We start from the raw sequence: 26,321 nt of genomic DNA on the forward strand, positions 1-26,321 counted from the left end.
ATGAATCCAATTCACGTTTTACTGCTTTGTGGCGGTGGCAGCGCAGAACACGAAGTGTCTTTGGTTTCTGCCAATTTCATAGAACAAAACTTGCAGGCGATTGATGGCATTCGCTATATCCGTATCGAAATGCAAAAAGACGGCTGGTTTGACAGTGATGGCCAGCGCTGGCAGTTGAACCTGGATCGCAGTATCCAGTCTGAATCTGGCGAGAAACTCCCCGTTGATTATGTCATTCCGTGTGTCCACGGCTACCCCGGCGAAACAGGCGATTTGCAATCTTTACTGGAAATCGCGGGCGTTCCTTATTTCGGATGTGGTCCTCAGGCCAGCACGAATTGTTTTAACAAGATCACGACCAAATTATGGTTTGATGCACTGGGTATTCCGAATACACCTTATGTGTTCCTGAGCGAGCAAGACGAAGAGTCGTTCCGTACAGCCGAAGACGCATTAGCCCGGTGGGGAAGTGTGTTTGTCAAAGCGGCCTGCCAGGGATCATCCGTGGGCTGCTATAAGGCAACCGACAAGGAAAGCCTGGTCGAATCACTGAACAAGGCGTTTACTTTTTCAGAGCAGGTTTTGGTTGAGAAAGCCATCAAGCCCAGAGAATTGGAAGTGGCTGCGTATCAGTATGGCGATGAATTGATTATTACCAAACCAGGGGAAGTGACTTGCCCGGACGGTAAATTCTACACTTACGAAGAAAAATACAGCACAGAAAGCCATTCGACCACAACTGTCGAAGCGTCAGGTATCACAGAAGAGCAGATCGAAGCGATTCGCAGTTATGCCAGAAAAGCGTTTGTGCATATGAAATTAAAAGATCTGTCACGGATCGATTTCTTCCTGAGTGAAGATGGTGAGATTTTGCTGAATGAAATCAATACTTTCCCGGGAATGACGCCGATATCTATGTTTCCTCAGATGCTGGCTCATCATGGACACCGTTTTACCGACTATCTTGAGCATGCGGTCAAAAGTGCTGTTCATCCAGCCAATCAGTGATTTTCCGGTTTCTAAAACGCCAGCCTGACTGGCGTTTTTTTCATTGGCTGCAATACTGACGATGAGACTCGAAAAGAACCCTATGCTGACGAACAAACAGAAAGCTGCGCGTTTTAAAGCGATGCAGAATAAGAACTACAGAGCCAGTTTAAAGCTGGAGGGCTTTGAATTCGACGGGACGCCCGGTACAGAGCCGCTACACGAACCAGCCTTGTCTGAATATGAACAAATCGCTCGGTTAAAGAAGCATTATGCGAGATAAATATGGTGTTCAGCAGGATCCTGATTGCTACCCCGGTTCTGCTGTTCTCATCAACTTACTGAATATCGAAGATGAAGATGAACTCGCTCTGGCTGAGCGGGATTTCACCCGGGTTCGGGCTGAGCATTTTGTTCCTGAGTTTGACCGGTTTGATTTAGCCTATCTGAAGCAAATACATTTCACGCTGTTTCAGGATTTATACCCTTGGGCTGGTGATATACGGCGAGTTGATATCACCAAAGGCCAGAGTCGATTTTGTCATGCCAGGAATATTGAAAGGGAGGCGGAACGTCTTTTTGCTTCACTTGCTGACGAATCGCATCTCTGTGGACTGGACTTTGATCATTTTATCCGCCGCATTGCCCATTATTACTGTGAATTGAATGTCATACACCCATTCAGGGAAGGGAATGGGCGCGTTCAGCGTATTTTCTTTGAAATTCTGGCCCTCAATGCCGGATACGAAATCTGTTGGGAAGGCATTAACCTCAAAGAGTGGGTCGACGCGAATCAGGCCGGTTATTTTGGCATCATGGCGCCTTTGCAAGGCTTGTTCGAACGAATCACACAACCGATTCATGATGTCGTTCAACCTCAGTGGGCCGCCGGGCCTGGCGGTTAAATCTTCACTCACTTCTCCCAGTCTTTTTTCTTTACGTATTTCGCAATTTCCGTATCGTGCTTATCTTTGTGACCCGCATATTGTGCCGGCATCGCTGGACTTTTCCAACGACCCTGGGATTGAATATCCGGAATGGATACGCCCGCATCGGAGAGGTCTTTGGCGGCGCCGACTCTGGGTGACTGGCCTGAAAAAACACTGTCCTGGCTGAGTCCGAGTTCTTCACCTGCGCGGCGAAACACCCTGTAGATGGATGAGTGGTCAAGCGGTTGCTCGCCAATATTGCCATGACGGTCAATTCTTCGAAAGACAACACCTGATTCAATCATGCCTACCGTCAGCCAGCGCTGCATACTACGAGATGCAATGGCACTTAATGCAATTGTGTGCTCCTGGATATGCAGATGAATCAGCCCTGAGGTATCAACCGATATATTTTCAATGGTCAGTGCTGCCAGTTCACTCCGCTTTAACATGGCTTCAAACATAACAGCCCAAATTGCCAGATCACGAATGTCTTTGGGTTTGGCAGAGAGAGAGAAAGCGTCGACCAACTGTTGCAAGTGATCATCCCTAAAGGCGTTCGCATTCTTGTAGTCGTCTTTTTTTCTACGCAATATTTATTCAGTACCAGTCTGACTTCAGTATGACGGCAAGGATCGGGCAGGGCATGACAGCGGTGCACCAGTCCGATTGTGACGATGTAACGTTTAAGACTTGCCAGTTTGCGTTTCTTAGCCATCGTATCAATAAACTGATGTACCGTTTTTACCGTTGCCGGCAAAGGAATGGCATGCTTGTCCAGGCAATATTGAAGGAAGTTATTCCAGTCATTTTTGAAAGCAAGCAACGTGTTTGGTAAATACTGCTTATGTGTTAAAACTTCCCATATTTCAATGTCTTCTATTGGAAGTGTGAAAACATTGATACTGTCTCTTTGCTTATTTTCATCTGAGATGGGTGGGATTTTCTTCATTTAATGCACTATAACTTATTTTCTGATGAGTATAACTATATACGAAGCCGCCTCAGAAACAAGACGGCATACAATAAACATACAATGCTAATCAAAAAGAAGGGGAGGCTAGTCGTCTTCATCTGACTTTTCTACATCAACCAAATAGTCACCCATCAACCAGTTTCTGCCGAGTAACAGTTTGTATTCCAGTTTACTCCGGTTTCGCAAGTTTACAGTGACTTGTTTATGTTCACCGTTCCAGCTCAAATCCATCTTTACTGCATACCGGCGTTCCACACCTTGAGCATTACGGATTTTACTGACTTTAACTATTTTTGCTTTGTGGGTGGTTGTTTCACCTTTCTCATTCTTTGTCTTAAATTCCACCATGTTGCCTAGATTTTCACGCATATCCTCACTTTTATCGCCTAATACACGGATATCGTAAGCATTGATTGAAGACGTGTTCGCGCCAGTATCAATTCGGGCTTTATATTCAAGGTCCAAATCCTTGACGTTGATGGTTTCAACCTGACCTACAATGGATTTTTTTTCGAGAGGTCGACTGTCAGCCAAGGAAGAGGGGCTGTTAAATGCAAATACAACGAACATTAACGGAATCAATGCTTTTTTCACGGAACCTCCAAGAAAAGTGCCAATAGTAAATATGATTACTATAAACATATGTCAGGTCTGTTTGTTCAGCTTAAAGTTAAAGGTCTGATGAGGTAAGCTTAGGTTCAGCTAATCAACCTTTAGTCTCAATGCTGAGCGAATCTGTTGATAACAAGCAGGTGTAGGTGAAAAACGAATGGCCGTAATGCCCAGTTTTCTTGCCGCGAGTACATTTTCCTCATTGTCATCGATAAAATACGTGTCTTCAGGACTAAGCGCGTATTTTAACATAAGTGATTGGAATATTTCAGGTTCTGGCTTCATCAATAGCTCTTTAGCTGAAACCAGACCACCATTGAACAATGCAATGAAATCATGCTTCTCGTAAAGCGTGTCGAAAAAGGCGCTACTCATATTCGTGAGATAGTACAGGTTAAAATCCTGTGCCAGTAAGTCTTCAAGTAACTTTTTCGACGCTTCGATCACAGTCAGGCTGTTTTGAATGTGATCGATGAAATCTTCCATCCTTGCCTCTGGAAAGCCGGTACGAGCAGCAAATTTGGGGATAACTTCGGCCATCAGCATCGTCCCGCGATCCAAAGCCAACCAGTCAGGGTGCTGAAGTACATGCGTCAGCAGTATGTCCTGTTCGTATGTAGACTGAGTGAAAGTAGAGACGATTTTGTGCGGGTTCCAATCAAACAGCACAGCACCAAAGTCAAAAACTACGTTATGAATCATATGCGTTTCCGTTAGAGGCCTATTTATTGATAATATTCGGGCTTAGCCTGGCCGCAAGCCTCTATATTCAACCTGATGGCCAGGTCACACTTTTAAAGCAGTTATTGGGGTCGATTTCATGAGTGATAACAGCCGATTAGTCTATTCAACAGATACAGGCAGAATTAAAGAAGAGAAAACAGCTCCGGAGCGCCAGAAAGGCGATGGCGTGGTACGAATCCAGCGTCAGACGAAAGGCCGTAAAGGAAAGGGAGTCTGTATTGTCACAGGGTTGGATATGAATGATGCTGAACTGAAGCTTGTGGCCGCTGAGTTGAAAAAAGTTTGTGGTTGCGGAGGCTCGGTAAAAGATGGAACCATAGAGATTCAGGGCGATAAGCGCGATCTCATCAAAAATACACTTGAGAAAAAAGGTCACACAGTCAAATTAGCCGGTGGTTGAGAGACTGACATCAGCCTGGTAATCCTGCTTTCAACAGTCAGCCAAGATCTAATCAACCCAATCTTGCAACGGGTGCCAAAAATGTTTGCATGCTGACAAGATTACCAGCGCACTTTTAGGAATCCCGACGAACACATCGGTGTTCGTCGACCTTAGGTAATTTCACCTGACATTGAAGGACCAGGCAAACTGAACATTTGCAGCAGGACTTAAATATAAGTGTGAATTACCTATTTTATGGTAAATCAGCGTTATGGTTAAATGACGCGTCTTAGCCAGCCAGATAGGCAGAGAGAAGGGAGCAGAAGAACTTTAATGCATCGGTTCTTATACCTCCCATACCCATCATTTAACATAATCTATGTTATGCGCACTGAGGTTGTAAGATCTAGTTAGAAATGTCAGTTTGAGCCTGATTGCTATAAATTACTTCCCTTTATCTTTTTTCTTGTTCTTATCATGGCCTTGACCTGGATTGTCATTACCTTGGACACTTCGGTTATCATTGTTTTTATTTATTTTATTTTTTGTATCGCAATCATCAGAACGAATCTTGACGTTATTGCTGTCTATCCGAATGCAGTCTCTGTTGATTTCAATGTTCTCACCTGACACAGTGACTTCTGCAACAGCCACTGAGAATGGTACCAATGCCGAAATAATATAGAGGGAAAACTTCATCGTTGTTGCTCCGAATCAATTCACAATAACAATCATATTAATGTAGACGAAGCTGTACAAAACAAGGGCTTTAACACTTTGCCACTGGTATTTCGTCCAGCATCGTGGTCCATCGGTTTGAGCGGAACGCTTGGCGCATGTGCCAATTGCTGGTTGCGATAACGGATGCTGGTTTAAGGCCATTCTTATAACGCGTATTGAGCCTGTCGGTGATGAGCATGAGATCGCGGCGTTTACTCTCTTGCAGTGCATCTCCGCTAAACATGTCTAACTGCAGTTTATTCTGACTCACTGGACTGAGCTCATTCAGCATGACGCCAATTTTTTGATATGCATAACCCGGACGATACATTTTAGCCAGTTGTGCTTGTGCGGAAATGATCAGCTTTTGTGTATCCTGAGTCGGACAAACCAAGGATTCCATGCTGCTTTTATTGTGTTGAGGTAACTGTTTATAGCGATTTGTGCGTATGTAAACCCCAACAGAGGATGCTTGACTCCCCTGTTTTCGCAGTTTTTCACCGGCACGATGGCAATGGAAAGCAAGCGCAGATTGCAATTCTTGTTGATCCGTAATACCGATACCAAAGCTTCGACTCGAGAGAATTTGCTTTTTAGCGACGTCGATATCTCCTGGATCAATACAACTGATACCCTGAAGCTCTAATACGGTACGAGTCAGGCCTACATTCCAGAGTTGACGCATAAACGCAACATCCTGATTTGCTAATTGCCACGCTGTAGTTATACCACTGGTTTTCAGTCGGGTGGCCAACCGCGCTCCAATCCCCCACACATCCTGAACATCCATTCTTTCCAGCAACCACTGCCTTTGCCGTTCTGTTTGAATATGAAGCACGCCATGCACTCTGTTTTCGTACTGTTTGGCTGCATTGTTTGCAAGTTTCGCCAGTGTCGGTGAAGTACCAATGCCAACACGCACCGCTAGACCCAGTCTCATACTGATGGCTTCAACAATACTTTTACCATAACTTGTCAGTGTTTCAGTTGCTAAACCGTCTAAGCGTATAAAGGCTTCATCAATGGAGTACTGCTCAACCTGAGGAGAAAACTGCCTCAGCTCGTCGATAAAGCGTTGGCTCATATCAGCGTACAGAGTGTAATTTGAACTGCGTACTTCGACACCAGCGCGCTTCGCTTCTCGTTCAATTTTGTACCATACTGCCCCACGTTTTATTCCTGCCGCTTTTGCCTGCGCATTAATCGCAACGCAACAGCCATCATTGTTCGAAAGCACGACAACAGGTTTGTTTGCCAATTTGGGGTCAAATAATTGCTCGCAGGCCGTGTAAAAACTCTGAACATCAACCAGTGCCCAGATCTGATTCTTGTTTCCAGATACTGTTTGAGTCATTAGCGCTCCAGTAAGTTATGAATATTACGTGTAACGACACCAAAAATCTCAGAATCCTCCGGCATCGGAAATGGCTTCATCGCCGGGTTTTCAGCTTTTAACCACCAGGCATTTTTATGCCGAATGAGACGCTTACACGTGAACTCATCGAAAATGCGGGCAATGACAATCCGGCCCGGCAGGACAGCTTCAGCACGGTCCACAACCAATAAATCGCCATCATAAATACCGGCACCTGTCATAGACTCGCCAGACGCTTTCAGTACAAAAGTGGCATTGGGATGGCGAATGAGATAATCCATCAGTTCCAGTGATTCTTCATGCCCATCAGCTGGTGAGGGAAACCCACACCGGACAGATTCAATAAACAAAGGTAATACAGCCATTGTTACCCTCTCAATAAATACTGTATATAAAAACAGTATAAAAGGTAATTGGTGTACTGAACAGAGAAAATACGCGGCATGAATCTGAAAAGTTCAGAGTGATTCTAATGCACTGAAATATTGAGATAAAATGTTCAACACTTTGTCTCACATTGTGGCGAACTTGGTTGGAACTGTTTTTATATACAGTATCGTGGTACGATGGCGACCATAGCAATCATGCTGGTATATATGTGCGAAAAAACGGGCAAGTTTGCTTTAAAAAACAACAAACTCAACGCTAATTTAGGGATTTATCCGATCGTCGGTTTATCTTATTGCTAAACTGGCCGCCTGTTGGTGACAGGGATTGGAATTGGAGAAAGAAAATGCGAAAAATCATCATGATTTTAGCACTGGCCGTGCTCAGTGGCTGTGCTTTACAGCCTGACCCGCAGTATCACACTGGGCAGTGCGTCGGAAAGATGACAACAGAAGAAGCGTACGGGCATCTGGACCCGAATCGTTACACTATTCAGGTGCTGGCTCTGAGTGAAGAACGAGATATTCGCGGCTATCTGCGTGAAATTCCAGGGCAGGATCCCATCTGGGTTAACTGGAAACACAGTTTAGGTAAGAGCTGGTACGCTGTTATTTATGGCGATTTTGCCACTAAACAAGAAGCGAAGCAGCGTATTCAAACATTGTCGCCTCGTATACTGGCGCAAGGTCCATTCGTGCGCAGTTTTGCGGAAGTACAAAGTGATAAACAAACTGACGTTTTTCGTATGCGTTAAAGAAATGCGCTCAGACTATCTGGGCGCACTTCTGACCCTTTCACATTAAAGCTTTTCGATGAGCTCAGGTAAGATCTCAAACAAGTCACCGACTAACCCATAGTCAGCGATATCAAAGATTGGTGCCTCAGGATCTTTGTTGATTGCGACAATCACCTTCGCATCTTTCATCCCAGCCAAATGCTGTATTGCGCCTGAAATACCCACAGCAATATACAGCTCTGGCGCAACAATTTTACCGGTCTGACCCACTTGCAGATCGTTTGACACGAAGCCCGCATCAACAGCAGCTCGGGAAGCCCCAACTGCGCCCCCGAGTTTATCCGCCAGCCTTTCTATCATTGCGAAATGTGCTTTATCTCCAAGACCCCGGCCACCGGAAACGACCACACGTGCAGCGGGTAATTCTGGCCGGCTACTTTGCGTAATTTCACTGGACACATATTCAGAGCTCGGCGATTCGATCACTTTTTCCAGCTCGACAATTGGTGCTGCCTCTGTGCTTGTTGCTGAAGCGGCAAATGCTGAAGCCCGCACAGTAATCAGCTTTTTACTGTCGAGTGACTTCACTTTGGCTAGTGCATTCCCAGCATATACCGGGCGGATTACGGTATCGGCAGACTCGATACTGACGATATCTGCCAGTAACCCAACTTCCAGAAGGCCGGCGACACGCGGTAATACGTTTTTTCCGGTTGTCGTGGCTGCCATCAGTAAGTGAGAATAATCAGCTGCTACCTCAGCGATAAGCGCTGATATATTTTCAGCCAGCCAATGCGTGTACACGGAATGATCAGCCAGAAGCACTTGACTCACCCCCGCAACACCAGCGGCCTGCTCCGCAACAGCCGGGCACTGATAACCTGCCACCAAGACATGACAATCACTGCCCAGTGACTGACTCGCAGTGATCACCTTGGATGTCTCAGGTGACAGCGTATGATTATCGTGTTCTGCAATGATAAGTACACTCATGAGATCACCTTGGCTTCATTTTTTAATTTATCAACCAATTCAGAGACTGACCCTACTTTTGTCCCCCCTGGCGAGCAGGTGGCGGTGACACTGCCAGTATTTCCTGATTTTGTGACAGCGTCACACCCAGGCTATCTAAGCTGATCACTTCCAGCGGTTTTTGTTTCGCCTTCATGATATTGGGCAATGAGGCATATCTGGGCTCATTTAACCGGAGATCTGTACTGACGATCGCAGGCAGACGCAATCTCAGCGTTTCCAAGCCACCATCAATTTCTCGGGTCACCTTGATAAAACCGTTTTCGACTTCAATCTTTGAGGCAAAAGTTCCCTGAGGAAAACCCGATATGGCAGATAACATTTGAGCGACTTGATTGTTATCAGAATCAATGGATTGCTTGCCCAGAATCACCAGATCAGGCGATTCGCTTTTTACAAGGGCATCAAGAATGCGGGCAATATTCAGAGGTTCAGTTTGTGCGGCACTATCAATATGAATCGCTCTGTCTGCACCAAGTGCTAAAGCAGTCCGGAGTTGCTCCTGGCAACTCATGTCACCCACGCTGACGACAACCACCTCACTGGCCGAACCAGCTTCTTTCATTCGAACGGCTTCTTCTACAGCAATTTCGCAAAAAGGATTCATGGCCATTTTTACATTATGTTGCTCAACGCCTGAGCCGTCGGATTTAACACGAATCTTCACATACGGGTCTATCACCCTTTTGATTGCGACTAACACTTTCACTGGCGGCTCCTTTGCAAATCAATATGTTAATGAAGAAATACGACAGGATGACTGATTGACAGGCTCCTAATCGGACATTCATAAGCCGAGAGATGTCTTTTGCATTGAGTGTGGTTCGGGTTTACGTTTACGTCAACTGGACTACAGTTACTTATAGTCTTAGTAAAAGGGACACGGGGCATGGAAAGAGAAAGCATGGCGTTTGATGTGGTCATTGTCGGAGCCGGTCCAGCGGGGTTATCAGCGGCATGCAGGCTGATGCAACTGGCAAAAGAAAGTGAGAAGGCTTTATCGGTTTGTGTAATCGAAAAAGGGGCGGAAGTCGGTTCGCACATTATTTCCGGTGCCCTGTTTGAACCCAGATCTTTAAATGAACTTTTTCCTGATTGGCAAAGTCGTGAGGCACCACTGAATACTCAGGTTCAAGACGATAAGGTGTATTGGCTCTCCAATCAGTACAATCAGTTCTGCCTCCCTTCAATGCTTGTTCCTTCCCCGCTTCAAAATAATGGGAATTTCATTATCAGTCTGGGCGAATTATGCCGCTGGCTGGCGCAACAGGCAGAAGCGCTGGGCGTATCCATTTTCCCGGGATTTGCTGCCGCTGAGTTAGTTTTTAACGATTCTGGTGCAGTGGCTGGGATCACGACGACGGATATGGGGCGCGACAAACAAGGTAATGAAAAACCAGGTTTTCAGCCGGGGATCATCCTTGAAGCAAAATATACCCTGATTGCTGAAGGCTCGCGCGGTCACTTAGGAAAAGCCGTCATCAATCGTTTTGAACTGGATAAAGGCAAAACACCCCAGCATTACGCCATTGGCTTGAAAGAGTTGTGGGAAGTTCCGGCTGAACAGCATCAGAAAGGCCTGGTCGTACATACTGCTGGCTGGCCACTAAGCCAAACTCACAGCTCAGGTGGGGGCTTTATGTACCATCTTGACGATAACCTTGTGTCTGTCGGATTAGTGGTCGATCTGAATTATCAACACCCTTATCTCAGCCCGTTTGATGAGTTTCAGCAAATGAAACACCATCCGGTTTTCGCCTCTGTGTTAAACGGCGGAGAACGACTTTCTTACGGGGCACGCGCTATTACAAAGGGCGGGCTGCATTCTTTGCCGGAGCAAAGCTTTCCTGGCGGAATACTGATTGGATGTGATGCGGGGACCCTTAACAGTGCAAAAATCAAAGGCTCTCATACTGCAATGAAATCTGGCATGCTCGCGGCTGAGGCAGTTTTTTCGGAGTTAGCCGTAAATCACTCGCACGCATCACCCGATTACCAGTCGTTGTTCGAAAATTCATGGCTGAAAGAGGAGCTGTTTGAAGCCAGAAACTTCACTTCGCAAGTGCATCGCCTGGGGACATTCCTTGGTGGGGCCATCGCAGCGTTAGAATACAATGTGCTGAAAAAAAGCCTGTTTTCATTTCGGGATAATAAACAAGACTATCAAACCCTGAAAACGACCAACCAGGCTGAACCGCTTTTATACCCGAAACCAGACGGAAAACTCAGTTTTGACCGGGCATCCTCTGTCTTTTTGTCGACCGTCAAACATGATGAAAACCAGCCCTGCCACTTGGTACTGCAAGATCAAGAGCTGCCAATTAAAATGCACCTGGACAAGTATGCTGAGCCGAGTCAGCGATACTGTCCGGCGGGTGTGTATGAAATTGTAGAAAATAACGGGCAGAAACGATTCCAAATCAATGCCGGAAACTGCATCCATTGCAAAACATGCGATATAAAAGATCCGTCCCAGAATATTGTATGGACCCCACCCGAAGGCGGTAGCGGGCCCAATTATCGTTCAATGTGAATGTCATCAGCTCACGGGTGCGTCTCTGCCCGCACCCAATCAAGATAGGCGTGATAACCGGCTTCAATGGGCAGGCAGATGATTTCCGGCGTTTCATAGTTATGATTCGCCAGGATATCGGCTTCGACTTCTGAATACTTGTCTTGTGTTGTTTTAATAACAACCAGCTTTTCTTTATCAGACTGGATCTTGCCTTTCCAGTGATAATAACTGTCAATACTCTGCACCTGAACGCAGGCAGCCAGATGTTTATTCAACAGAGAATGGATGATTGCCTCACCCACCTTGTCATCTGAAAACGTTGTCAGCACGACACAGTACTCTTTCGCTAACATCTGCCCACCTTAATGTTCAAACGGCTTAACGCTGCGTCAGTGCGACTTTGGCACTGAGCGCAATCAGCAAACCACCAGAGACTCCCTCAATCGCTTTCGCATACCCAGACATCTTCGGGTTACCAAAAACAAAGCTCCCCAACATGGCATACAGTAAGTTGATGCAAGTAGCTAATACACTGAACAGTAAACCAAGGATCAAAAGTTGTGTTGTGACCTGGCCGGCGCTGACATCAATAAACTGAGGCAGAAAGGACAGGAAAAACAACGCAACTTTTGGATTCAGAACACTGACAATTACGCCCTGCATAAACACATTCGATGTTGATTTTACGGTGGCGGTAGCGATCAGCTGGCTCTTCCCGCGAATACTGTTTCTGATTGACGAAATACCCAAATAGAGTAAATACGCTGCGCCTAAATATTTTATGACGCTAAATAAAAAGGCTGAGCTGAGTATAATCGTTGAAAGCCCAAGCACTGCAGCCAGTGTATGGACCAAATACCCTATCCCCAGCCCCAGAGCCGCTTGAATGCCTAATTGCATTTTTCCGCGCATCGCGTTCGACACAATATAGATAACATCTGGACCCGGTACTAAGTTGAGGCTGATTGAGGCCAGAGCAAAAAGTAAAAGCGTTTGAAATTCCATTTTTATCTTCACCTTAACGTTGTGAGTATTTGATTCCCCACACAAAGACCATAACTAAAGAAAGGTTAATGAAGTGATGATTTTTCTGATTAACGACTGAAATCACACCGAGCATAAGTGGATATAAAGCATCAAATTTCATAAAAAATCAAGAATCTCATATCTCATGCTGCAATTAGCAACGAGCCTGAATATTGACACTTCTATTGGTTATTCCTTTTAAGAACAAAAAGAGCAAAATACAAATCATCTAATAACAAATAAGTATACCTTTATGGCAACTTTGTGTTTCCTGTGAATAGATTGTGTAACATCTGTGTGTTAGTGTTTTCTGGTACTGCAATAAAAACACGAAAAAAATAGTTCGCTTGCTCAAACCTTGTAGAGGGGACCAGATATGGATGTCAATACACAGGAAGTAAGTAGCTTTGATACTGATGTTATTCATTTGTATTTGCAGGAAATCTCGCATAAATCACTACTCAGTAAAGAAGAAGAAGTTCAATACAGTCGTAAAAGTCTGGCTGGCGACCCACACGCAAAATCTGTCATGATTGAGAGTAATTTACGTTTGGTGGTCAGCATTGCTAAGAAATATCGTGGCAGCACGATGCAGCTTAGCGATTTAATTGATGAGGGAAATATTGGTTTAATCACTGCTGTGGAAAAATTTGACCCTGAACGTGGGTTCCGTTTTTCGACGTACGCAACATGGTGGATTAAACAAACCATTGAACGTGCGATCCATAATCAGGGAAGAACCATCCGGCTGCCTGTTCATGTATCGAAGGAAATCAATACCATACTTCGTACGCACAAACAGCTGATGAAAAACAGCAATCAGGAACCGACTCACGAGCAGGTTGCTGAAAAAATGCAGAAATCTGTAGATGAAATTTCGGAAGTTCTGTCTTACGACACACCTGTCGTGTCTATTGATCAGTCTTTGTCGGACGACAGCAACTCTAATTCCATTGCAGCTTTCATCGCTGATACCAATATGACAGCTCCGGATGCCTCGATGGATCAGTCAGACATTCATGCCCTCGCCCTGACTATGCTGAAAAGCCTGAATGAAAGAGACAGAGAAATATTGTGTCGCCGCTTCGGGTTACTTGGCTATGAAGCGCAGACTCTTCAGGAAGTGGCGGAAGAAGTCGGTCTTACCCGTGAACGTATTCGTCAACTGCAGGTAAGCTCGCTGAATAAGCTGAAAAATGCCCTTCAGCGTGAGAATTACAGCCTGGAGATGTTGTTTTCTGAAACAGCGTAATTGACTGATTTTACACCAACAAAGCCTGGTAATCTGCCAGGCTTTTCTCTTTTCGCAGTATTTGACAAAACTCTGACACCTTTCTCTAACCATAAAGCAAGAATCCTTACTGTCAAATTGCTTGGCAGACATTTGTATTTTACTCATAATTTGGGTTAACCCATTCAGTTAGCAGTGTAGATATCATGATATTCAGAAAACTGTGTTTCCTCGCTTCCGTCGTGTTACTGACTTCTTGTGTCAGCTATAGTATTACCGAGCAAGAAGTACAGAATTACCTTGATAAACAGGCGCGTGTTGAGCAAAAGGTAGGCTTTGGCGGATTTGTACAGGCTCATGTTTTGTTTAACGATATCAAAGTCGGCATTGGTCGTTCGGCATCGGATCGGATTAATCTCGAAGCAAACTCTAAAGCAGATATCAGTATCAAGGGTCAACCTCAGCAAAAAGTGGCTATCAACGTCAATTTCAGTGCAATCCCCTATTACGATAAAAGTGAAGGGGCGGTTTACCTGAATAATCTGAAAGTAGAATCTCTGGATATTACCCCGAATACGCTTGGTCCTTTCGCCAGCAGCCAGGTGCTTTCGCCTTTAATCGAGATCGTGGGACAATATCTGCTGAAGATACCTGTCTACAAACTACAGGAAGACGACTTTAAGCAATCGCTTCTGAAAACGGCCAGGCCGGAACTCAAAATCAAGAATCATTCTCTGGTGATTCAAATCTGATCAGCCGGTATTGATGTAATGAAAGCACTGCGGAATGTGTGTTGTCTCAGTGCTTTTATTTTGTCTCAACCAAATAAGTTATAGTGCATTAAGGCATGAGACGCCACCATTGGTGACGTCAGACAAAAGTGTTAGATAACAAAGCTGTAGCCAATAAATAGCATCGCCAGGCACCACACAGGGAACTGCCTTTTCAGTAAACCAAAGCCGATAACGATGACCAGAATCTCCCAGCCGTTCGTGATTGAAGATGTGATAACCGGGTCGACCCATGCTGCGGCTAACAAGCCAACAACAGAGGCTGTGATTGTTTTAACCGAAAGACGTAAACGGGGATGTTGTAATAAGGATTGCCAGGCAGGTAAAAAGGCAAAAAGAAGCAAACTACCCGGCAAGAAAATCGCCAGCGTTGCCAGTACACTGCCCCAAACAGCCATTTCAGGTAAAGACGCAGCACCCAGATAACTCGCCATGGTAAACATTGGGCCAGGAACAAGCTGTGCAGAGGCATAAGCGCTCAAAAATGTATTGGCATCGATCCACTGCTGGACTAAAGGTTCCAGCAAGGGAAGAACGACGTGCCCTCCTCCGAAGACAAAACTGCCCGCCTGGTAGAAATTGTTAAATACTGCCCATTCTTTTGAGATAGCAGCCAGATACGGCAGTCCCAGTAAAAGCACCAGGAAGACGGTAAGCATGACGAAATTTGGCTTTCCCGGTGAAGACGGAAGCGTCGTTTTGTCAGCCGGTTCTTTTTGCATGAAAGACAAAATGAAACCTGTGGCTGCAGCCAGGAGAATCGGTAATAACTGACCGCTTAATCCGTGAGTGAAAAAGACACTGATTGCTGTTATAGCAGCAATGCAAACGGTCAGTTTATCTGTCAGGTTTTTCTTTATCATGCTGAACAAAGCATCAGCCACAACCACGACCGCAAGCATTTTTGCTGCCTGAATCACCTGATACACCCATTCTGATTGGTCGCCTCTGCTCTCCAGAATGGCAAGCACAGTTAACAAGGCGGCAGACGGTAACGTAAAACCGATAAATGCCGCCAGTGCGCCAATATAGCCGGCTTTTCGGTACCCAATGAACATACCTAGCTGGCTGCTGGCGGGCCCGGGTAAGAACTGGCATAACGCCGTCGCCTGAGAGAATTCAGAATCTGAAAGCCACTGTTTCTTCTGTACAAATGATCGCTGGAAATAGCCGATATGGGCAATAGGCCCACCAAAGCTGCCTAATCCTAAAACAAGAAATGAGCAGAACACCTGCAATACGGGTTCAAATGAAGAAATTAACCTTCTTTTAACTGAATCTTGGATCATAACTACCGAATCAAATTGTGATTGTTTACACTAGCAAACAGTGAGACTAAGTATGACAATTTTATCTCTTCTTTATGTATGAAGTATTACAGGTAAACCCTTGATGTTAGAAAATTTGCAACAAATGGTGATCCTGGCAACGGTCAGTCACGAACAGAACTTCACGCGTGCCGCTGAACGCCTTGGCATTTCTAAATCACAGGTCAGCAAGCAAATTCGATACCTTGAAGAACGACTGGGTTGTCAATTAGTTCAGCGCAGCACGCGCACAGTTGCGCTCACTGATATTGGCTTGCAATATGCCGAATTTGGACAGCAACTGCTTGATACCGTAAAAGAAGCAGAAGCTTTGGTTGCCGGCTATCGAAATGAAATAAAAGGAGTGCTCAGAATAGGGGTCGCCCAGTCATTTGGAAACACCAATATCACACCGGCAATGGTCGCTTTTCAGCGAGCTCATCCTGAGCTTGAGCTGGAAATCAGTCTTTTTGACCATCGCCCTAACCTGCTGGAAGAAGGCTTTGACTGCTGGCTGGCTATTCACGAACACCCGCCCGAAGGCATGGTTGCGAAAAAACTCGTCGATTGCGAATTCATCGTTGTCGCTTCTCCGGACTACATCGCTCTACATGGCAAACCCAAAATTCCTGCTGATTTACGCAAACACAATTGCATTACCTATGAAAGCCGGGAGCGAAAATATGTTCAGTGGGACTTTTCTAAAGAAGGCGTAAAAGAATCAGTCCGGGTCACAGGCAGTTACCGAATCAATAATGCCCCGGCCGTTTTAGAGGCAACCAAAGCAGGAGCCGGTATCGCCTATCTGGCCACCTACCTGATCCACGATGAATTGGAAACTCAGCAGTTAACCCAAGTGTTGGCAGACTGGAAACCAGAATTAGCACTGCCCATGTACGCTGTCTATCCGCGCCATAAGTACCTGGCCCCCAAAGTAAGAGCCTTTATCGACTTTATGGCGGAATGGATGACCAGCCATCCCTTCCAGCCACATCAGTAGTCACTGTACTGCTACGTCTTAGAACTGCAGTTGAGGAACCTGACTTACTGTTCTACACCTATAGGTAGTTCTTACAGGTGAGCCGCCATGTTAACTCTTTCAGCTTACAGTCGAGATAAATGTCTTCACATCATACTTTTATCAGGGTTGCTGATCATGGCTGGCTGCGCCACTCAGGAAGAAGCTGAACCGTCTCCGGCAGTAACCAGCACACCGGCAACCGTTGAAGAAGTGACTGAGCCGCCACCGCCACCCAAAGCAATCCTAACGGAAATCCCTGAAGTCAAAGACACCGTCTTTTTTGACGAAGGCAGCTTTGAAATTCCGCAACGTGAGCAGCTGAAAATCGATCCTATTGCAGTCAGACTCAGGCAGCATCCTGACAGTAACGTCATCATCATTGGTCACAGTTCAGAGAGTGATAACGAAGAAGATAATATGGCGTTATCGTATGAACGGGCGTTCAGTGTCGCCATTTATATTGCATCTGTGTTTGGGATTGAAGAAGAGCGTATTCAGGTCGTTGCCCAGGGCAACGGTGATCCGGCCGTATCCGGGTCGAACAGCCGGGTTGAAGTCATCTCGCCCGAGACTGTGGTCAGAACATTAAATGCCTCAGATGAGGACGGAAAGTTCTGAACCACAGCTCATTGCGGGAAATGTGTCAATTTATCCCTGTTTTTTCAACGCCGGGAAGGCGTACATTTTCTTGATGATGTCTGCCACGCCTTCCGGCTGAGAAGCCAGCTTGCTGTTAAACTTCGCTTCTTCACTGTCGGTGACTGAATCGTCTTGAATGCCGGCAGCAATGTAATTTGCAGGGAATAAATGATAAATACCCGTTATCTGGCGGTCGATTTCTTCAGCCAGTTGCTCTGGAGTTTCGAACGGTTGATCGATCACATCGCCAAAGCTCACATGAACTCGTCGTTTTTGTCCGACTATGCCCTGTACAATGCTTTCGATATCTTCAAACTCGCCTTTCTCATAGCTCCCCGTTGTCTGCTTGGCATTCAGTTCGATTGCCTTCGCTAAATCGCAGGGATCATTCTCATAAGAAATGGCCACAGGCACAATATTGAGCTGAGTCATGAACTCGGGAAAAGACTGTTTGCGTTTGCGTCCTTCCATGTAAAACATTTTCAGTAACGCAGGATCCGTCTTGTCGTTCCCGTCTTTCGCACGCCCCTCTTTCTGAGCAATCCAGATCGAGTGACCTGTTTCGATAGAGTTGGCAATATAATCTGACAGCAGACCCAGTGCTTTCATCATTTCACGTGGCGCTTTTACCGAACGTTTCACAATAAAGCTTTTGTTTAAACGCATCAGCTCTGTCGCGCAGGGCTTTTTCAGAAGATTGTCGCCAATCGCGATACGGACTGTGTTCAGGTTATTGTGGTAAAGGCACCAGTTCACCATAGCCGGATCCATGGCGATATCTCTGTGATTGGAGATGAACAGATACGCTTTATTGGGATCCAGTTTATCTAAACCTGAATGCGTGACACCGTCACAAGAGTGTTCGATGGTTGCAGCCATATACTTGGCCACTTGTAGCTGAACGTCTTCTACTGTCTTAACACTTGACCATTTGCGGACAAGAAAGCGTTTAATCAATGGACGCAACAGCCAGCCAAACACACCCGATAACTGTGGAAACCGGTAGTTGAGGATAGCGTTGATGAATTCGTCATCATTGATTAAGCGTTGAATCGCACCACTGACTTCATCGTCATTGTAAGGGCGTATATCTTTATAAATATCGTTATCTGTTTGCACTATGTTGCTTCATCTAATGTTAAAATCGCGCCATTCTACGCAGATTTGATTGATTACCCAATGATCGACCCCTAACAGTTTAATGGTTGGAGGTCTGACCAGCAAACTTTCTTCCTACTGACCCGACTCTGACCGCCTTGACCCCGAAGGTAAAACCGAACACTATGTGCGGGCTTTGACTCAGAGGAACAAGATGAACCAGGCAATTGAATATACAAAGGTTGAACAGTCTCTGCTGGCCGTGGGCGCTCGCAGAAAAAATGTTACCGCATACCTGATAACTGTCAATGCAGGTGTCGCCCTGCTACGACTGGGCAAACATGAGTTCGCATTAACCACAGGCAGCGGATTTTGGGTACCCTTTGAGTGCCTTCATGCTTTAACTGTATTACCGGGCTGTCGTTATGACATCATTCATTTCTCTGCCCGCCTCCGGCAACCGTTGTGTCAGCAAGCTGGCTTTGTGACGGTAACACCACTTCTGAACGCTTTGCTGCAGGAGCTGAACCAATTTCAAGAGCAGTCTCCAACCAATGATAGCCCTATGGGAAGGATACTCGCAGTCATCGTTGATCAAACGGCAAAGTTTTCACCTGTAACGCAGCAACTTTGTCCGGCTCTGACTGACAAACAACAATCTGTGCTGAGAAACCTGCTCCAAAGGCGAACACCTGCATTTGATGAAGACCTCTCATCAATCGAAGCGAATCTGGGGATGAGCGCGCGTGAGCTTGAAGCGTGTCTTATCGTCCGTGAAGCGATCAGGCTTTCTCGTTCCGGAAGAAATGCCGAGCAGGTCGCCAGTGAACTTGAGTGCCAATTAGACCATTTACAAGCACTTGGCCAAAGTCTTGCTGACTACCAATTTTAATGCTTCGGCTTAGCTTCACAAAACACAACCAGCTACCTGGTACAGGTAGCTGGTTGCAGATAACCGAGTGAGTATAAAAACGACTGTTACTGAAGTGGAATATCAACCTGCAACATCACACCATCCCGCTCATCTTCATGCCACATGTAATCGATTCGGTATTTAGGCGATTGACCGTCTTCTGACCCAAGCCCAAAACTCATCATAACACCGTGCTTCATGACCCACTCTTTAGCATCTTGCAGCGTCATGATATCCAGGCCTTCATATTTTTTAGGTAGCCACAAGCCCAGGCCATAGAAAGCGGACGATGAGTTATCTTTCAGCATCGGACCACTGGAACCAGATTGCCAGTCATCCCAAAAGGACGCGCCTCTATCATGATGCACTTCTGCTTCATCCCAGCGCATACTGTCTCCGGCTGACGGCAACGTCTGAGTGGAATAAGCCCCCCTTTCCCCACCGTCAGGGGCTGAAAACAGGTCAGCAAGTAGGCCCCTCTGTCGTCTTCAGACAAACTTTTAAGCTGTTTCTGACTATAAAAGTGGCAAGGTAAAGCGGATGCAGAATACGAAAAAGACAACAGCCCGATCTGCAATAGAGCAACATGCAATTTTCGAATAACCCGATTCACGAAACACCCTTAATAATAAAATTTTCGTACTTTATGCTTATAGGCGACAGAAACACCAATTGGTTTATTTTTGACCATCACTCGCAACATAAAAATGCTGTGACGTTATTATTCTAACCACACCCGGGGTGGTTAAATGTGAAATCGGCCTGTTTTTGACAATATTATCACGAACATCAGTACTCCGAATGGGAACCGTTTCAGGGCAACTGAGAACCTGCCAATGACTTAAGATGTCTTTAGCGCGATAAAACTTTGAAAAGCTTAAAAAATTATCAGGTCCGACAACAAAAGTCAGCTCCGCATTCGGATGTTCATTTTGCAGGGAATGCATCACATCATAGGTCGTCACTGGTTTATCATTTTGTGAGATTGCTTCCTCTATTCGACAAAGAGATAAATTGGAAAAATTTAAATCTTCGATAAAAGCAGCAACCATAGTGCAACGAGAGTCATAATTAAGCATGACTTTTCCCCAGGCGTGAGAATAACTGGGAACCAGTAAAACGTGATCAAAATGGGACAGCCGTTCCAGCACAGATTTATGCCCTAAACTGGGCGGATTAAATGCGCTGCCAAATACTGCGATCTTTTTTGTCATACTCCTGTTGCCTCTTTCCCCTCTGTACGAAATAAAAATACCAATTTCTTTCTCAATCAGCATTGATCCTACTTAAGAGTTATCGCATGATTTCGTCAAAGGTTTAATACATTTTACCGCTTTCACCAGTATTCGGTATTGAATGTCCAGAAATTGGTCAAAGCACAGAGGATTCATGTCATGGAACAGCTTATCCGTGCAGAAATGCAGGTACTCCCAGTGATAGACGCTGAGTTTGAAGTTCAGCGTCGCGTTGCTTTTATTCAACACAAGCTAAAACAAGCGCATTGCAAAGCTTTAGTACTGGGTATCAGTGGTGGGGTCGACTCCACTACCTGTGGCCGGTTGGCTCAACTGGCAGTAGACAGCCTGAATGCTGAGTCAGCATCTGAAGACTATCAGTTCATCGCTGTTCGTTTGCCTTATGGCCAGCAACAGGATGAAGATGAAGCCCAGCTTGCCTTACAATTCATCCGCCCTACCCATTCAGTATCGGTTAATATTAAGCCAGGTGTAGATGGCACACATGCAGCCACACTGGATGCACTGAACAGTACTGGCCTGATTCCGCAAGATGATGGCAAAGTCGATTTTGTGAAGGGAAATGTGAAAGCGCGGACCCGTATGGTGGCACAGTATGAGATCGCCGGTCTGGTTGGCGGGCTTGTCCTGGGGACCGACCACTCGGCTGAAAATATTACCGGCTTTTATACCAAATGGGGCGACGGCGCTTGCGATTTAGCGCCACTGTTTGGTCTGAGCAAACGCCAGGTACGACAAATTGCGGATTACCTTGGTGCGCCGCAAGAACTTGTTCACAAAGTGCCAACTGCCGATCTTGAGTGCCTGACACCTCAAAAGACGGACGAAGAGGCGCTACAGCTAACTTACGATGAAATTGATGATTTTCTTGAAGGCAAAGCTGTTAGTGATTCTGTGAAGGAGAAGCTGATCGGTATTTATAAAGCCACGCAGCATAAACGACAGCCAATCCCGACCATCTACGACCAGGACTAAGCGAAGCAACGCTAAAAAACAAATGGGCTTTGCGTGGATGCAAAGCCCATGTTATGAGTCTGACTGTAATGATTACTGACTCTTATCCGCACTCTTACTCTGGCGAATCTGTTCTGCAACTATTTGAATCGCCTCTCCACTGCTGATGCCTTCTGCCATCAGCGCATGAATTCGCTCTGCCGCTTCTTGCTGTTCTTCGTGAGTTAAAGAAATTGACGAATCACCAAACATAACGAATCCTGTACATTGCTTGAAAGGGAGGCCATTCTAACGACTCTTAATCAACCTGTCATTGATAATTCAAAAGCCCTAGCCCGGATGCCCGTCAGCACGAGCCTGAGTGAGTATCGGCCAGAACACAAAGCAAAATATCCCAAAGGCCACCGCCCACAGTAATGCAGAGAGTATGTAAGCGTGTTGCATTAGCCCCGGAAATATCACTATCAGTAACGTTCTGACTAACACAGCCATGATCAAAATCACAAAGGCAGCCAGAATCCGCTTCCCTGTCTGCAGTGATCTTCCTGTATGCCCTAATGACACCCGGACAACCATCGCCAGGATCATGCCTCCTATACCACCGACGGTGATGACATGCAGTGCAATACTGTAAGGCAATTGCTGAGGATAAACCTGACTGACCCCTAACAGAAACACTCCCAGAACCGTAACGTAATAGGCGAAATGAAGCATCCACAACAATGGAATACCAAACGTTTTGCCTGTTCGCCAACGCACCAGCCGCGGAATTTGCGCCAATGCCGCGAACATGCATAAGCCGCCAAACCACATTGAAGGCAGCACTGGTGAGAACAGTAATAATGACAGGAATACAGCCCACATGGGCCATAAGGCTGAATGCTCACGCAAGGGTATACGTGTGATGGGTTCAGTCTGTGTGCCACGCGCCGTAAAAAATGGGATAACACGACCCCCCATGACAGTCATCAGCACAGCAATTAACAAGGTCGTTTGCAATGCCACTGTGCGCAGCGGTACATGACTCCAACCCAATACAGTTCCATGCATAAGAGCATTTAGAAACAACAGCAGAAACAACACTGGCAGAAAAAGCACATTTCGCCATTGGCGATTCCGGACGATAGGTATCGCCAGGAAAAGGATCGCCATAGCCAGCCACAGCAGGTCAAGCATCATCCAGACTGGATGGGGAGCCATAACCAGCAGCGACACTCTCGCTATCAGCCATATAGCAAACACCAGCCCCAGCTTCCAGCCGCTGATACCAGGTATCCCCGTCCAGTTTTGTACTGCAGTCAGCAAAAACCCAACAATCACTGCACCGGTAAATCCAAACAGCATTTCATGGCTGTGCCACCACACTGGGTTGCCATACATAGGGAACAGCATGAAACCAGACCAAAAGCCCGCCCAGATTAACATTGAAATAACGGAGAACAGACCGGCAGCAAGGAAAAAGGGCCGAAACGCCAAACGTAAAAACGGGGGGATCTTCAGCGCGGAAGCTTTATCAACAATTTGCATGTGCTTTCACTACTTAAAGTAAAAAAGACATCATAGACAATGATGAGAAAGACAGGTTGATGTAAAACAATAAACCAAGACACTGGGGTCTTGGTTATAGGTGCTCAAACCTGCGCTATCGTTTCAGGTTCACGCTGCGGGGTTTTACTCGGCTTGCGCTGTTAAAAATCAGGATAATCAACAGGCCGGGTTATTCTCTGAATATCCAAAATAGAGATGTCTCCCTGCCAGCGGCTTTCAACCAGCCCGACACTCAGCCAGTAGCGGCCATCCGGCACATCAATCGCCGGCAAACTTGTCGGTAGCTTGCCATCGACATCCTGAGTCCAAATCGGACTCCAGTTTGTGTCGTTCAAATCAAACAAATTCATCGACAATACAGGCGATGGGCAGGTGGAATTGGGTAAGACTTCACGTTCAATACGCCAGTTTTTACTGTCTTTCCAGCCAATTTTCTGTTTCGGATCCGGCTTGGTCAGTATGACCCAGGAGTTCCAGCTGTGCTCCTTGCCTGCCGTTATTTTCAACTGATAAAGGCCTGCAGCTAAGGGCTCATCTAAACGGCGAGATTCCGAGACAAACTGGCCATTCTCAGAAATTGAAGCCGCTGGCATGCTGAATTGCGTATCTGGCCAGCGGGAAAACGTTACTTCAAGCTGCTTAGCCTGTGTAATTCCCGTAACAGATAATCTCAGTAAGACCTGGTTCAGGTTTTGGATCACTTCACGTCGAACAGCCACTTTAGACAACCACTCAGGTAGGCTTCGCTGTTTCAGACTGAAACCGCAATCTTCTGTAATGGCCAGCTCCAGCAAATCGTTCAGGTTTGCCTGCTGCTCCTCAGAAGGCAGCTGCTGCCAGGCCTGAACCATAGTCTCGAAACTGGCAGCTGTGTTCCCTTCCAGTAAACGCTGGTGCGCGACAGTGTAGAGATCCTTACCCACAAACCATTTAGCCGATGCCTGAGGGACCATGAACAGACATGTCATGATCCCAAAGACAGGCGTTACCCACAGCGATTTCATTCTTGCGGCGCTTTCATCCGATAGCCAACACCGCGCAGCGTTTCTATCTCAATGCCAGGCAGCTTCTGACGTAACTGCAGGATATGGGTATCAACAGTACGGGTTGTCGGATAATGGTTATAGCCCCACACCTGATCAAGCAGCTCGTCTCGGGTGAATACCCGGCCTGAATGTTTTGCAAGGAAAACAAGCAGTTCAAATTCGGTGCGAGTCAGGGTGACAGAGTCCCCTTTTTGCTTCACTTCGCGGCTTTCCAGGTTGATCAGTGTTTCACCAATCGAAATAAGATTCGCGTTTTGCGATTCAGACTCACCATTTCTCAAGTGAACACGGATACGCGCCAGCAGTTCCTCTTCGGCAAAAGGTTTCGTCAGGTAATCTTTGGCGCCTGAGTCCAGCCCGATCACTTTATCATTCACGGACACCATTGCTGTTAGCAAAATAACAGGAACCGATTTCAGCTTTAACCAACCGTCAAGGTAAGTCAGCGAGTCTCCTTCGGGTAGCTGGCGGTCAAGAACAACCAGATCGGCTTGCGCCCACAAAGATTCAACATTGGTTGCACAGTCAGCATACAGGCACTCATAGCCTGCTTCTTTCAAACATTCGAGCAAACCATCAGCAAGGTTGCGGTCATCTTCAACCAGTAGCAGAGTTTGATTCACACGGTATCTCCAAAATAAAAGTGGTTGGCGGACCTATTAATTTCATCCGCCCACCCATTCGACGGATCATCGATTCAACGATTGTCAGTCCCAAACCCAAGCCCTTTTCACTCACAAAGGGTTTTCTCAGTCGGGCCCAATCCTTACTACCTAAATTTCCCTGGTCTTTCACTATGACAATCAGTTTTCCATCTTTGAACGATGATGTTAATTCAATCGGGGCCTGGCCATATTTATGAGCATTGGACAGCAAGTTATCAATACAGGTTCCAAGCCAGTACATATTGACCTTGACGCCACGGTCCTCAGAAAGTGACAAGGTCACATCATAGGGTTCTGCAATAAATTCAATCCATTCATTAAAAGACTCCAGATTCTGAACACTCAATTCTTGATGATTCGCCTGCAGGTAATCTTTACTGGCCTCAGCCAACTGCCTTAATCGGCGTGAATCTTCGGTCAATCGTCTGAACTCATCATATAGGGTTTCAGGCAAAGCATCAAAGTGACGACGAAAACCTTCCACCGTCATACTCAGACTTGCGATAGGTGTCCGCAGCTCGTGAGTCAGGATTTGCAGAACCAGCATTCTTTCCTGCATCGCACGCCGGCGGATTCGCCAGCGATACATCACCCAGCCCATGAGCAAGCCAATATTGATAACCAGCAAGCCTGCAAGCAAATATGTCGTCAGGTACGACTTATCTTCTTCCTGCCAGCAAATGTTGCCACTTTTGACTAAGCAGAAGTCAGTGGCAACCAAACGCGTGAAGTGCAGATCATGCTTTGCCAGTGCCTGCGCCCAGGTCGGCTGATCATAGACATGGTATTCATTGCCATTCCGGATCCAAAGCTCACCATTAGATATAAAGGCTTCCGCACCGGCAATAAACACGCGGATTTCTTCACTGCTCATTCGCTGTAATCGTCCCAGCACTGTACCTGTCGCCGCTAAATCACGTTCCTGAATGTGTAAGTAGCTTTCCAGTTCGTTTTTGCGGTTTGGAAACTTTTCCAGATAACGCGCCGCATAACTCCCACCGCCTGGATGAATATAACCAGAACGTACAAACCAGCCTCTTGGTAACACAACGCTGTTACACATTGCACGTGTAAAAACGACAGGATGTGTTACCAAAGGGCTGACTGGCCAAGGGCCCTTACAGGTTTCCGCATTTTGATACAGGTGCCGCAGCGCCGATAGCGGGTACTTGGCTGATTGCGGCAACAAACTGGATGGCAGCAGCAAGGGTGTCGGGTAACGACTTTGTAACTGTCGAAAATCGTATGTGGCCAAAGGTTTACTGGAAAGCAATTCAGCACGAGCCGCTGACATACGATCAGGTAAACTTTCCGTCTCCGCTTGAAGGGAGCCTGTAAACAGAAGAGAAATAATTAGCACATACTTTTTCATAGCGCGGAAGTTTAACATTCACCGATTCAGTATTGTCAGAAAATTGTCATTAGATCAGA

31 protein-coding genes and 1 pseudogene are annotated in these 26,321 nt (G+C 46.2%); 12 read left to right on the forward strand and 20 right to left on the reverse strand.

Going from position 1 to position 26,321, the window contains the following annotated elements; all coding sequences use genetic code 11:
- The 3 genes from P4S53_RS01275 (at position 1) to P4S53_RS01285 (ending at position 1,892) form a co-directional block, all read left to right on the forward strand.
- Complete coding sequence (locus P4S53_RS01275) at positions 1–1,008, forward strand: D-alanine--D-alanine ligase (RefSeq protein ID WP_337111017.1); 1,008 nt, start codon at positions 1–3, stop codon at positions 1,006–1,008.
- Positions 1,009–1,090: 82 nt separating this feature from the next.
- Positions 1,091–1,270 (forward strand): YhfG family protein, encoded by a 180-nt coding sequence (locus P4S53_RS01280; RefSeq protein ID WP_337111018.1) that lies wholly within the window; start codon positions 1,091–1,093, stop codon positions 1,268–1,270.
- Positions 1,260–1,892 carry a putative adenosine monophosphate-protein transferase Fic gene (locus tag P4S53_RS01285; RefSeq protein ID WP_337111019.1) on the forward strand — a complete coding sequence of 211 codons (633 nt, stop codon included), beginning with the start codon at positions 1,260–1,262 and terminating at the stop codon, positions 1,890–1,892. The genes P4S53_RS01280 and P4S53_RS01285 overlap by 11 nt, the downstream gene beginning before the upstream one ends.
- Before the next feature lie 8 nt (positions 1,893–1,900).
- Here the strand turns inward: P4S53_RS01285 and P4S53_RS01290 are convergent, their stop codons facing one another.
- The 4 genes from P4S53_RS01290 to P4S53_RS01305 all read right to left on the reverse strand — a co-directional run bounded on the left by P4S53_RS01290 (position 1,901) and on the right by P4S53_RS01305 (position 4,206).
- Positions 1,901–2,455 carry a tyrosine-type recombinase/integrase gene (locus P4S53_RS01290; RefSeq protein WP_337111020.1) on the reverse strand — a complete coding sequence of 185 codons (555 nt, stop codon included), beginning with the start codon at positions 2,453–2,455 and terminating at the stop codon, positions 1,901–1,903.
- Positions 2,362–2,868 (reverse strand): hypothetical protein, encoded by a 507-nt coding sequence (locus P4S53_RS01295; RefSeq protein WP_337111021.1) that lies wholly within the window; start codon positions 2,866–2,868, stop codon positions 2,362–2,364. The genes P4S53_RS01290 and P4S53_RS01295 overlap by 94 nt, the downstream gene beginning before the upstream one ends.
- Before the next feature lie 108 nt (positions 2,869–2,976).
- Entirely contained in the window at positions 2,977–3,486 is a 510-nt protein-coding gene (locus P4S53_RS01300; RefSeq protein ID WP_337111022.1) for an ATP-dependent zinc protease family protein, read from the reverse strand.
- Between the two features lie 108 nt (positions 3,487–3,594).
- Positions 3,595–4,206: an HAD family hydrolase gene (locus tag P4S53_RS01305; RefSeq protein ID WP_337111023.1), complete on the reverse strand. Its 612-nt coding sequence runs from the start codon at positions 4,204–4,206 to the stop codon at positions 3,595–3,597.
- A 118-nt stretch (positions 4,207–4,324) separates the two neighbouring features.
- Between P4S53_RS01305 and yciH the strand changes: the two genes are divergently transcribed.
- On the forward strand, positions 4,325–4,648 hold the full coding sequence (gene yciH / locus P4S53_RS01310) for a stress response translation initiation inhibitor YciH (RefSeq protein ID WP_337111024.1): 324 nt from the start codon (positions 4,325–4,327) through the stop codon (positions 4,646–4,648).
- Between the two features lie 426 nt (positions 4,649–5,074).
- On the opposite strand, the gene P4S53_RS01315 is transcribed toward yciH, so the two are convergent.
- From P4S53_RS01315 to P4S53_RS01325, 3 genes are all read right to left on the reverse strand, one after another.
- Positions 5,075–5,329, reverse strand: a complete 255-nt coding sequence (locus P4S53_RS01315; protein WP_337111025.1) for a CG2 omega domain protein — start codon at positions 5,327–5,329, stop codon at positions 5,075–5,077.
- A 70-nt stretch (positions 5,330–5,399) separates the two neighbouring features.
- The gene (locus tag P4S53_RS01320) at positions 5,400–6,704 is read right to left on the reverse strand and encodes a Y-family DNA polymerase (protein WP_337111026.1); all 1,305 of its coding nucleotides are present in this window, start codon (positions 6,702–6,704) and stop codon (positions 5,400–5,402) included.
- Positions 6,704–7,090 carry a LexA family protein gene (locus P4S53_RS01325; RefSeq protein WP_337111027.1) on the reverse strand — a complete coding sequence of 129 codons (387 nt, stop codon included), beginning with the start codon at positions 7,088–7,090 and terminating at the stop codon, positions 6,704–6,706. The genes P4S53_RS01320 and P4S53_RS01325 overlap by 1 nt, the downstream gene beginning before the upstream one ends.
- 368 nt (positions 7,091–7,458) lie before the next feature.
- On the opposite strand from P4S53_RS01325, the gene P4S53_RS01330 reads away from it, so the two are divergent.
- Positions 7,459–7,866: an SPOR domain-containing protein gene (locus P4S53_RS01330; RefSeq protein ID WP_027251320.1), complete on the forward strand. Its 408-nt coding sequence runs from the start codon at positions 7,459–7,461 to the stop codon at positions 7,864–7,866.
- A gap of 45 nt (positions 7,867–7,911) precedes the next feature.
- Here P4S53_RS01330 and P4S53_RS01335 read toward each other — a convergent pair whose 3' ends face one another.
- Together P4S53_RS01335 and P4S53_RS01340 are read right to left on the reverse strand one after the other, a co-directional pair.
- The gene (locus P4S53_RS01335) at positions 7,912–8,841 is read right to left on the reverse strand and encodes an electron transfer flavoprotein subunit alpha/FixB family protein (RefSeq protein ID WP_337111028.1); all 930 of its coding nucleotides are present in this window, start codon (positions 8,839–8,841) and stop codon (positions 7,912–7,914) included.
- Positions 8,838–9,589 (reverse strand): annotated as a pseudogene (locus P4S53_RS01340) (electron transfer flavoprotein subunit beta/FixA family protein). The gene P4S53_RS01335 and the pseudogene P4S53_RS01340 overlap by 4 nt, the downstream one beginning before the upstream one ends.
- Before the next feature lie 180 nt (positions 9,590–9,769).
- On the opposite strand from P4S53_RS01340, the gene P4S53_RS01345 reads away from it, so the two are divergent.
- Entirely contained in the window at positions 9,770–11,413 is a 1,644-nt protein-coding gene (locus tag P4S53_RS01345) for an electron transfer flavoprotein-ubiquinone oxidoreductase (RefSeq protein ID WP_337111029.1), read from the forward strand.
- An 11-nt stretch (positions 11,414–11,424) separates the two neighbouring features.
- On the opposite strand, the gene cutA is transcribed toward P4S53_RS01345, so the two are convergent.
- Entirely contained in the window at positions 11,425–11,748 is a 324-nt protein-coding gene (cutA, locus tag P4S53_RS01350; RefSeq protein ID WP_337111030.1) for a divalent-cation tolerance protein CutA, read from the reverse strand.
- A gap of 25 nt (positions 11,749–11,773) precedes the next feature.
- Positions 11,774–12,400, reverse strand: a complete 627-nt coding sequence (locus P4S53_RS01355; RefSeq protein WP_337111031.1) for a LysE family translocator — start codon at positions 12,398–12,400, stop codon at positions 11,774–11,776.
- 397 nt (positions 12,401–12,797) lie between these two features.
- On the opposite strand from P4S53_RS01355, the gene rpoS reads away from it, so the two are divergent.
- Both rpoS and P4S53_RS01365 read left to right on the forward strand, forming a co-directional pair.
- Positions 12,798–13,673 (forward strand): RNA polymerase sigma factor RpoS, encoded by an 876-nt coding sequence (gene rpoS, locus P4S53_RS01360; RefSeq protein ID WP_051287881.1) that lies wholly within the window; start codon positions 12,798–12,800, stop codon positions 13,671–13,673.
- A gap of 185 nt (positions 13,674–13,858) precedes the next feature.
- Positions 13,859–14,404: a DUF1439 domain-containing protein gene (locus tag P4S53_RS01365; RefSeq protein WP_337111032.1), complete on the forward strand. Its 546-nt coding sequence runs from the start codon at positions 13,859–13,861 to the stop codon at positions 14,402–14,404.
- Between the two features lie 131 nt (positions 14,405–14,535).
- Here P4S53_RS01365 and chrA read toward each other — a convergent pair whose 3' ends face one another.
- Positions 14,536–15,732, reverse strand: coding sequence for a chromate efflux transporter (gene chrA / locus P4S53_RS01370; protein WP_337111033.1), 1,197 nt, complete (start codon positions 15,730–15,732; stop codon positions 14,536–14,538).
- Between the two features lie 103 nt (positions 15,733–15,835).
- Here chrA and P4S53_RS01375 point away from each other — a divergent pair, with 103 nt between their 5' ends.
- Positions 15,836–16,750, forward strand: coding sequence for a LysR family transcriptional regulator (locus P4S53_RS01375; protein ID WP_337111034.1), 915 nt, complete (start codon positions 15,836–15,838; stop codon positions 16,748–16,750).
- Between the two features lie 156 nt (positions 16,751–16,906).
- Positions 16,907–17,389, forward strand: a complete 483-nt coding sequence (locus P4S53_RS01380) for an OmpA family protein (protein ID WP_337111035.1) — start codon at positions 16,907–16,909, stop codon at positions 17,387–17,389.
- Between the two features lie 30 nt (positions 17,390–17,419).
- Here the strand turns inward: P4S53_RS01380 and P4S53_RS01385 are convergent, their stop codons facing one another.
- On the reverse strand, positions 17,420–18,529 hold the full coding sequence (locus P4S53_RS01385) for a 1-acyl-sn-glycerol-3-phosphate acyltransferase (protein WP_337111036.1): 1,110 nt from the start codon (positions 18,527–18,529) through the stop codon (positions 17,420–17,422).
- A 193-nt stretch (positions 18,530–18,722) separates the two neighbouring features.
- Here P4S53_RS01385 and P4S53_RS01390 point away from each other — a divergent pair, with 193 nt between their 5' ends.
- On the forward strand, positions 18,723–19,400 hold the full coding sequence (locus P4S53_RS01390; RefSeq protein ID WP_337111037.1) for an AraC family ligand binding domain-containing protein: 678 nt from the start codon (positions 18,723–18,725) through the stop codon (positions 19,398–19,400).
- An 86-nt stretch (positions 19,401–19,486) separates the two neighbouring features.
- Here the strand turns inward: P4S53_RS01390 and P4S53_RS01395 are convergent, their stop codons facing one another.
- A complete protein-coding gene (locus P4S53_RS01395) occupies positions 19,487–19,810 on the reverse strand; it encodes a hypothetical protein (protein WP_337111038.1) in 324 nt (107 codons plus the stop codon).
- A 288-nt stretch (positions 19,811–20,098) separates the two neighbouring features.
- Positions 20,099–20,635: a nicotinate-nicotinamide nucleotide adenylyltransferase gene (locus P4S53_RS01400; RefSeq protein ID WP_337112035.1), complete on the reverse strand. Its 537-nt coding sequence runs from the start codon at positions 20,633–20,635 to the stop codon at positions 20,099–20,101.
- A 180-nt stretch (positions 20,636–20,815) separates the two neighbouring features.
- Here P4S53_RS01400 and nadE point away from each other — a divergent pair, with 180 nt between their 5' ends.
- Positions 20,816–21,652 (forward strand): ammonia-dependent NAD(+) synthetase, encoded by an 837-nt coding sequence (gene nadE, locus P4S53_RS01405; protein ID WP_337111039.1) that lies wholly within the window; start codon positions 20,816–20,818, stop codon positions 21,650–21,652.
- A gap of 72 nt (positions 21,653–21,724) precedes the next feature.
- On the opposite strand, the gene P4S53_RS01410 is transcribed toward nadE, so the two are convergent.
- The 5 genes from P4S53_RS01410 to vxrA form a co-directional block, all read right to left on the reverse strand.
- Positions 21,725–21,883, reverse strand: a complete 159-nt coding sequence (locus P4S53_RS01410; protein WP_337111040.1) for a YoaH family protein — start codon at positions 21,881–21,883, stop codon at positions 21,725–21,727.
- Positions 21,884–21,961: 78 nt separating this feature from the next.
- The gene (locus P4S53_RS01415) at positions 21,962–23,158 is read right to left on the reverse strand and encodes an NnrS family protein (RefSeq protein ID WP_337111041.1); all 1,197 of its coding nucleotides are present in this window, start codon (positions 23,156–23,158) and stop codon (positions 21,962–21,964) included.
- A 161-nt stretch (positions 23,159–23,319) separates the two neighbouring features.
- Positions 23,320–24,183 (reverse strand): DUF2861 family protein, encoded by an 864-nt coding sequence (locus P4S53_RS01420; RefSeq protein ID WP_337111042.1) that lies wholly within the window; start codon positions 24,181–24,183, stop codon positions 23,320–23,322.
- Entirely contained in the window at positions 24,180–24,848 is a 669-nt protein-coding gene (locus P4S53_RS01425; protein WP_337111043.1) for a response regulator transcription factor, read from the reverse strand. The genes P4S53_RS01420 and P4S53_RS01425 overlap by 4 nt, the downstream gene beginning before the upstream one ends.
- Positions 24,823–26,262: a sensor histidine kinase VxrA gene (gene vxrA, locus P4S53_RS01430; protein ID WP_337112036.1), complete on the reverse strand. Its 1,440-nt coding sequence runs from the start codon at positions 26,260–26,262 to the stop codon at positions 24,823–24,825. The genes P4S53_RS01425 and vxrA overlap by 26 nt, the downstream gene beginning before the upstream one ends.
- Between the last annotated feature and the right edge of the window lie 59 nt (positions 26,263–26,321).

This window comes from Photobacterium sp. Hal280 (assembly GCF_037162255.1).
Classification (GTDB): Bacteria; Pseudomonadota; Gammaproteobacteria; order Enterobacterales; family Vibrionaceae; genus Photobacterium.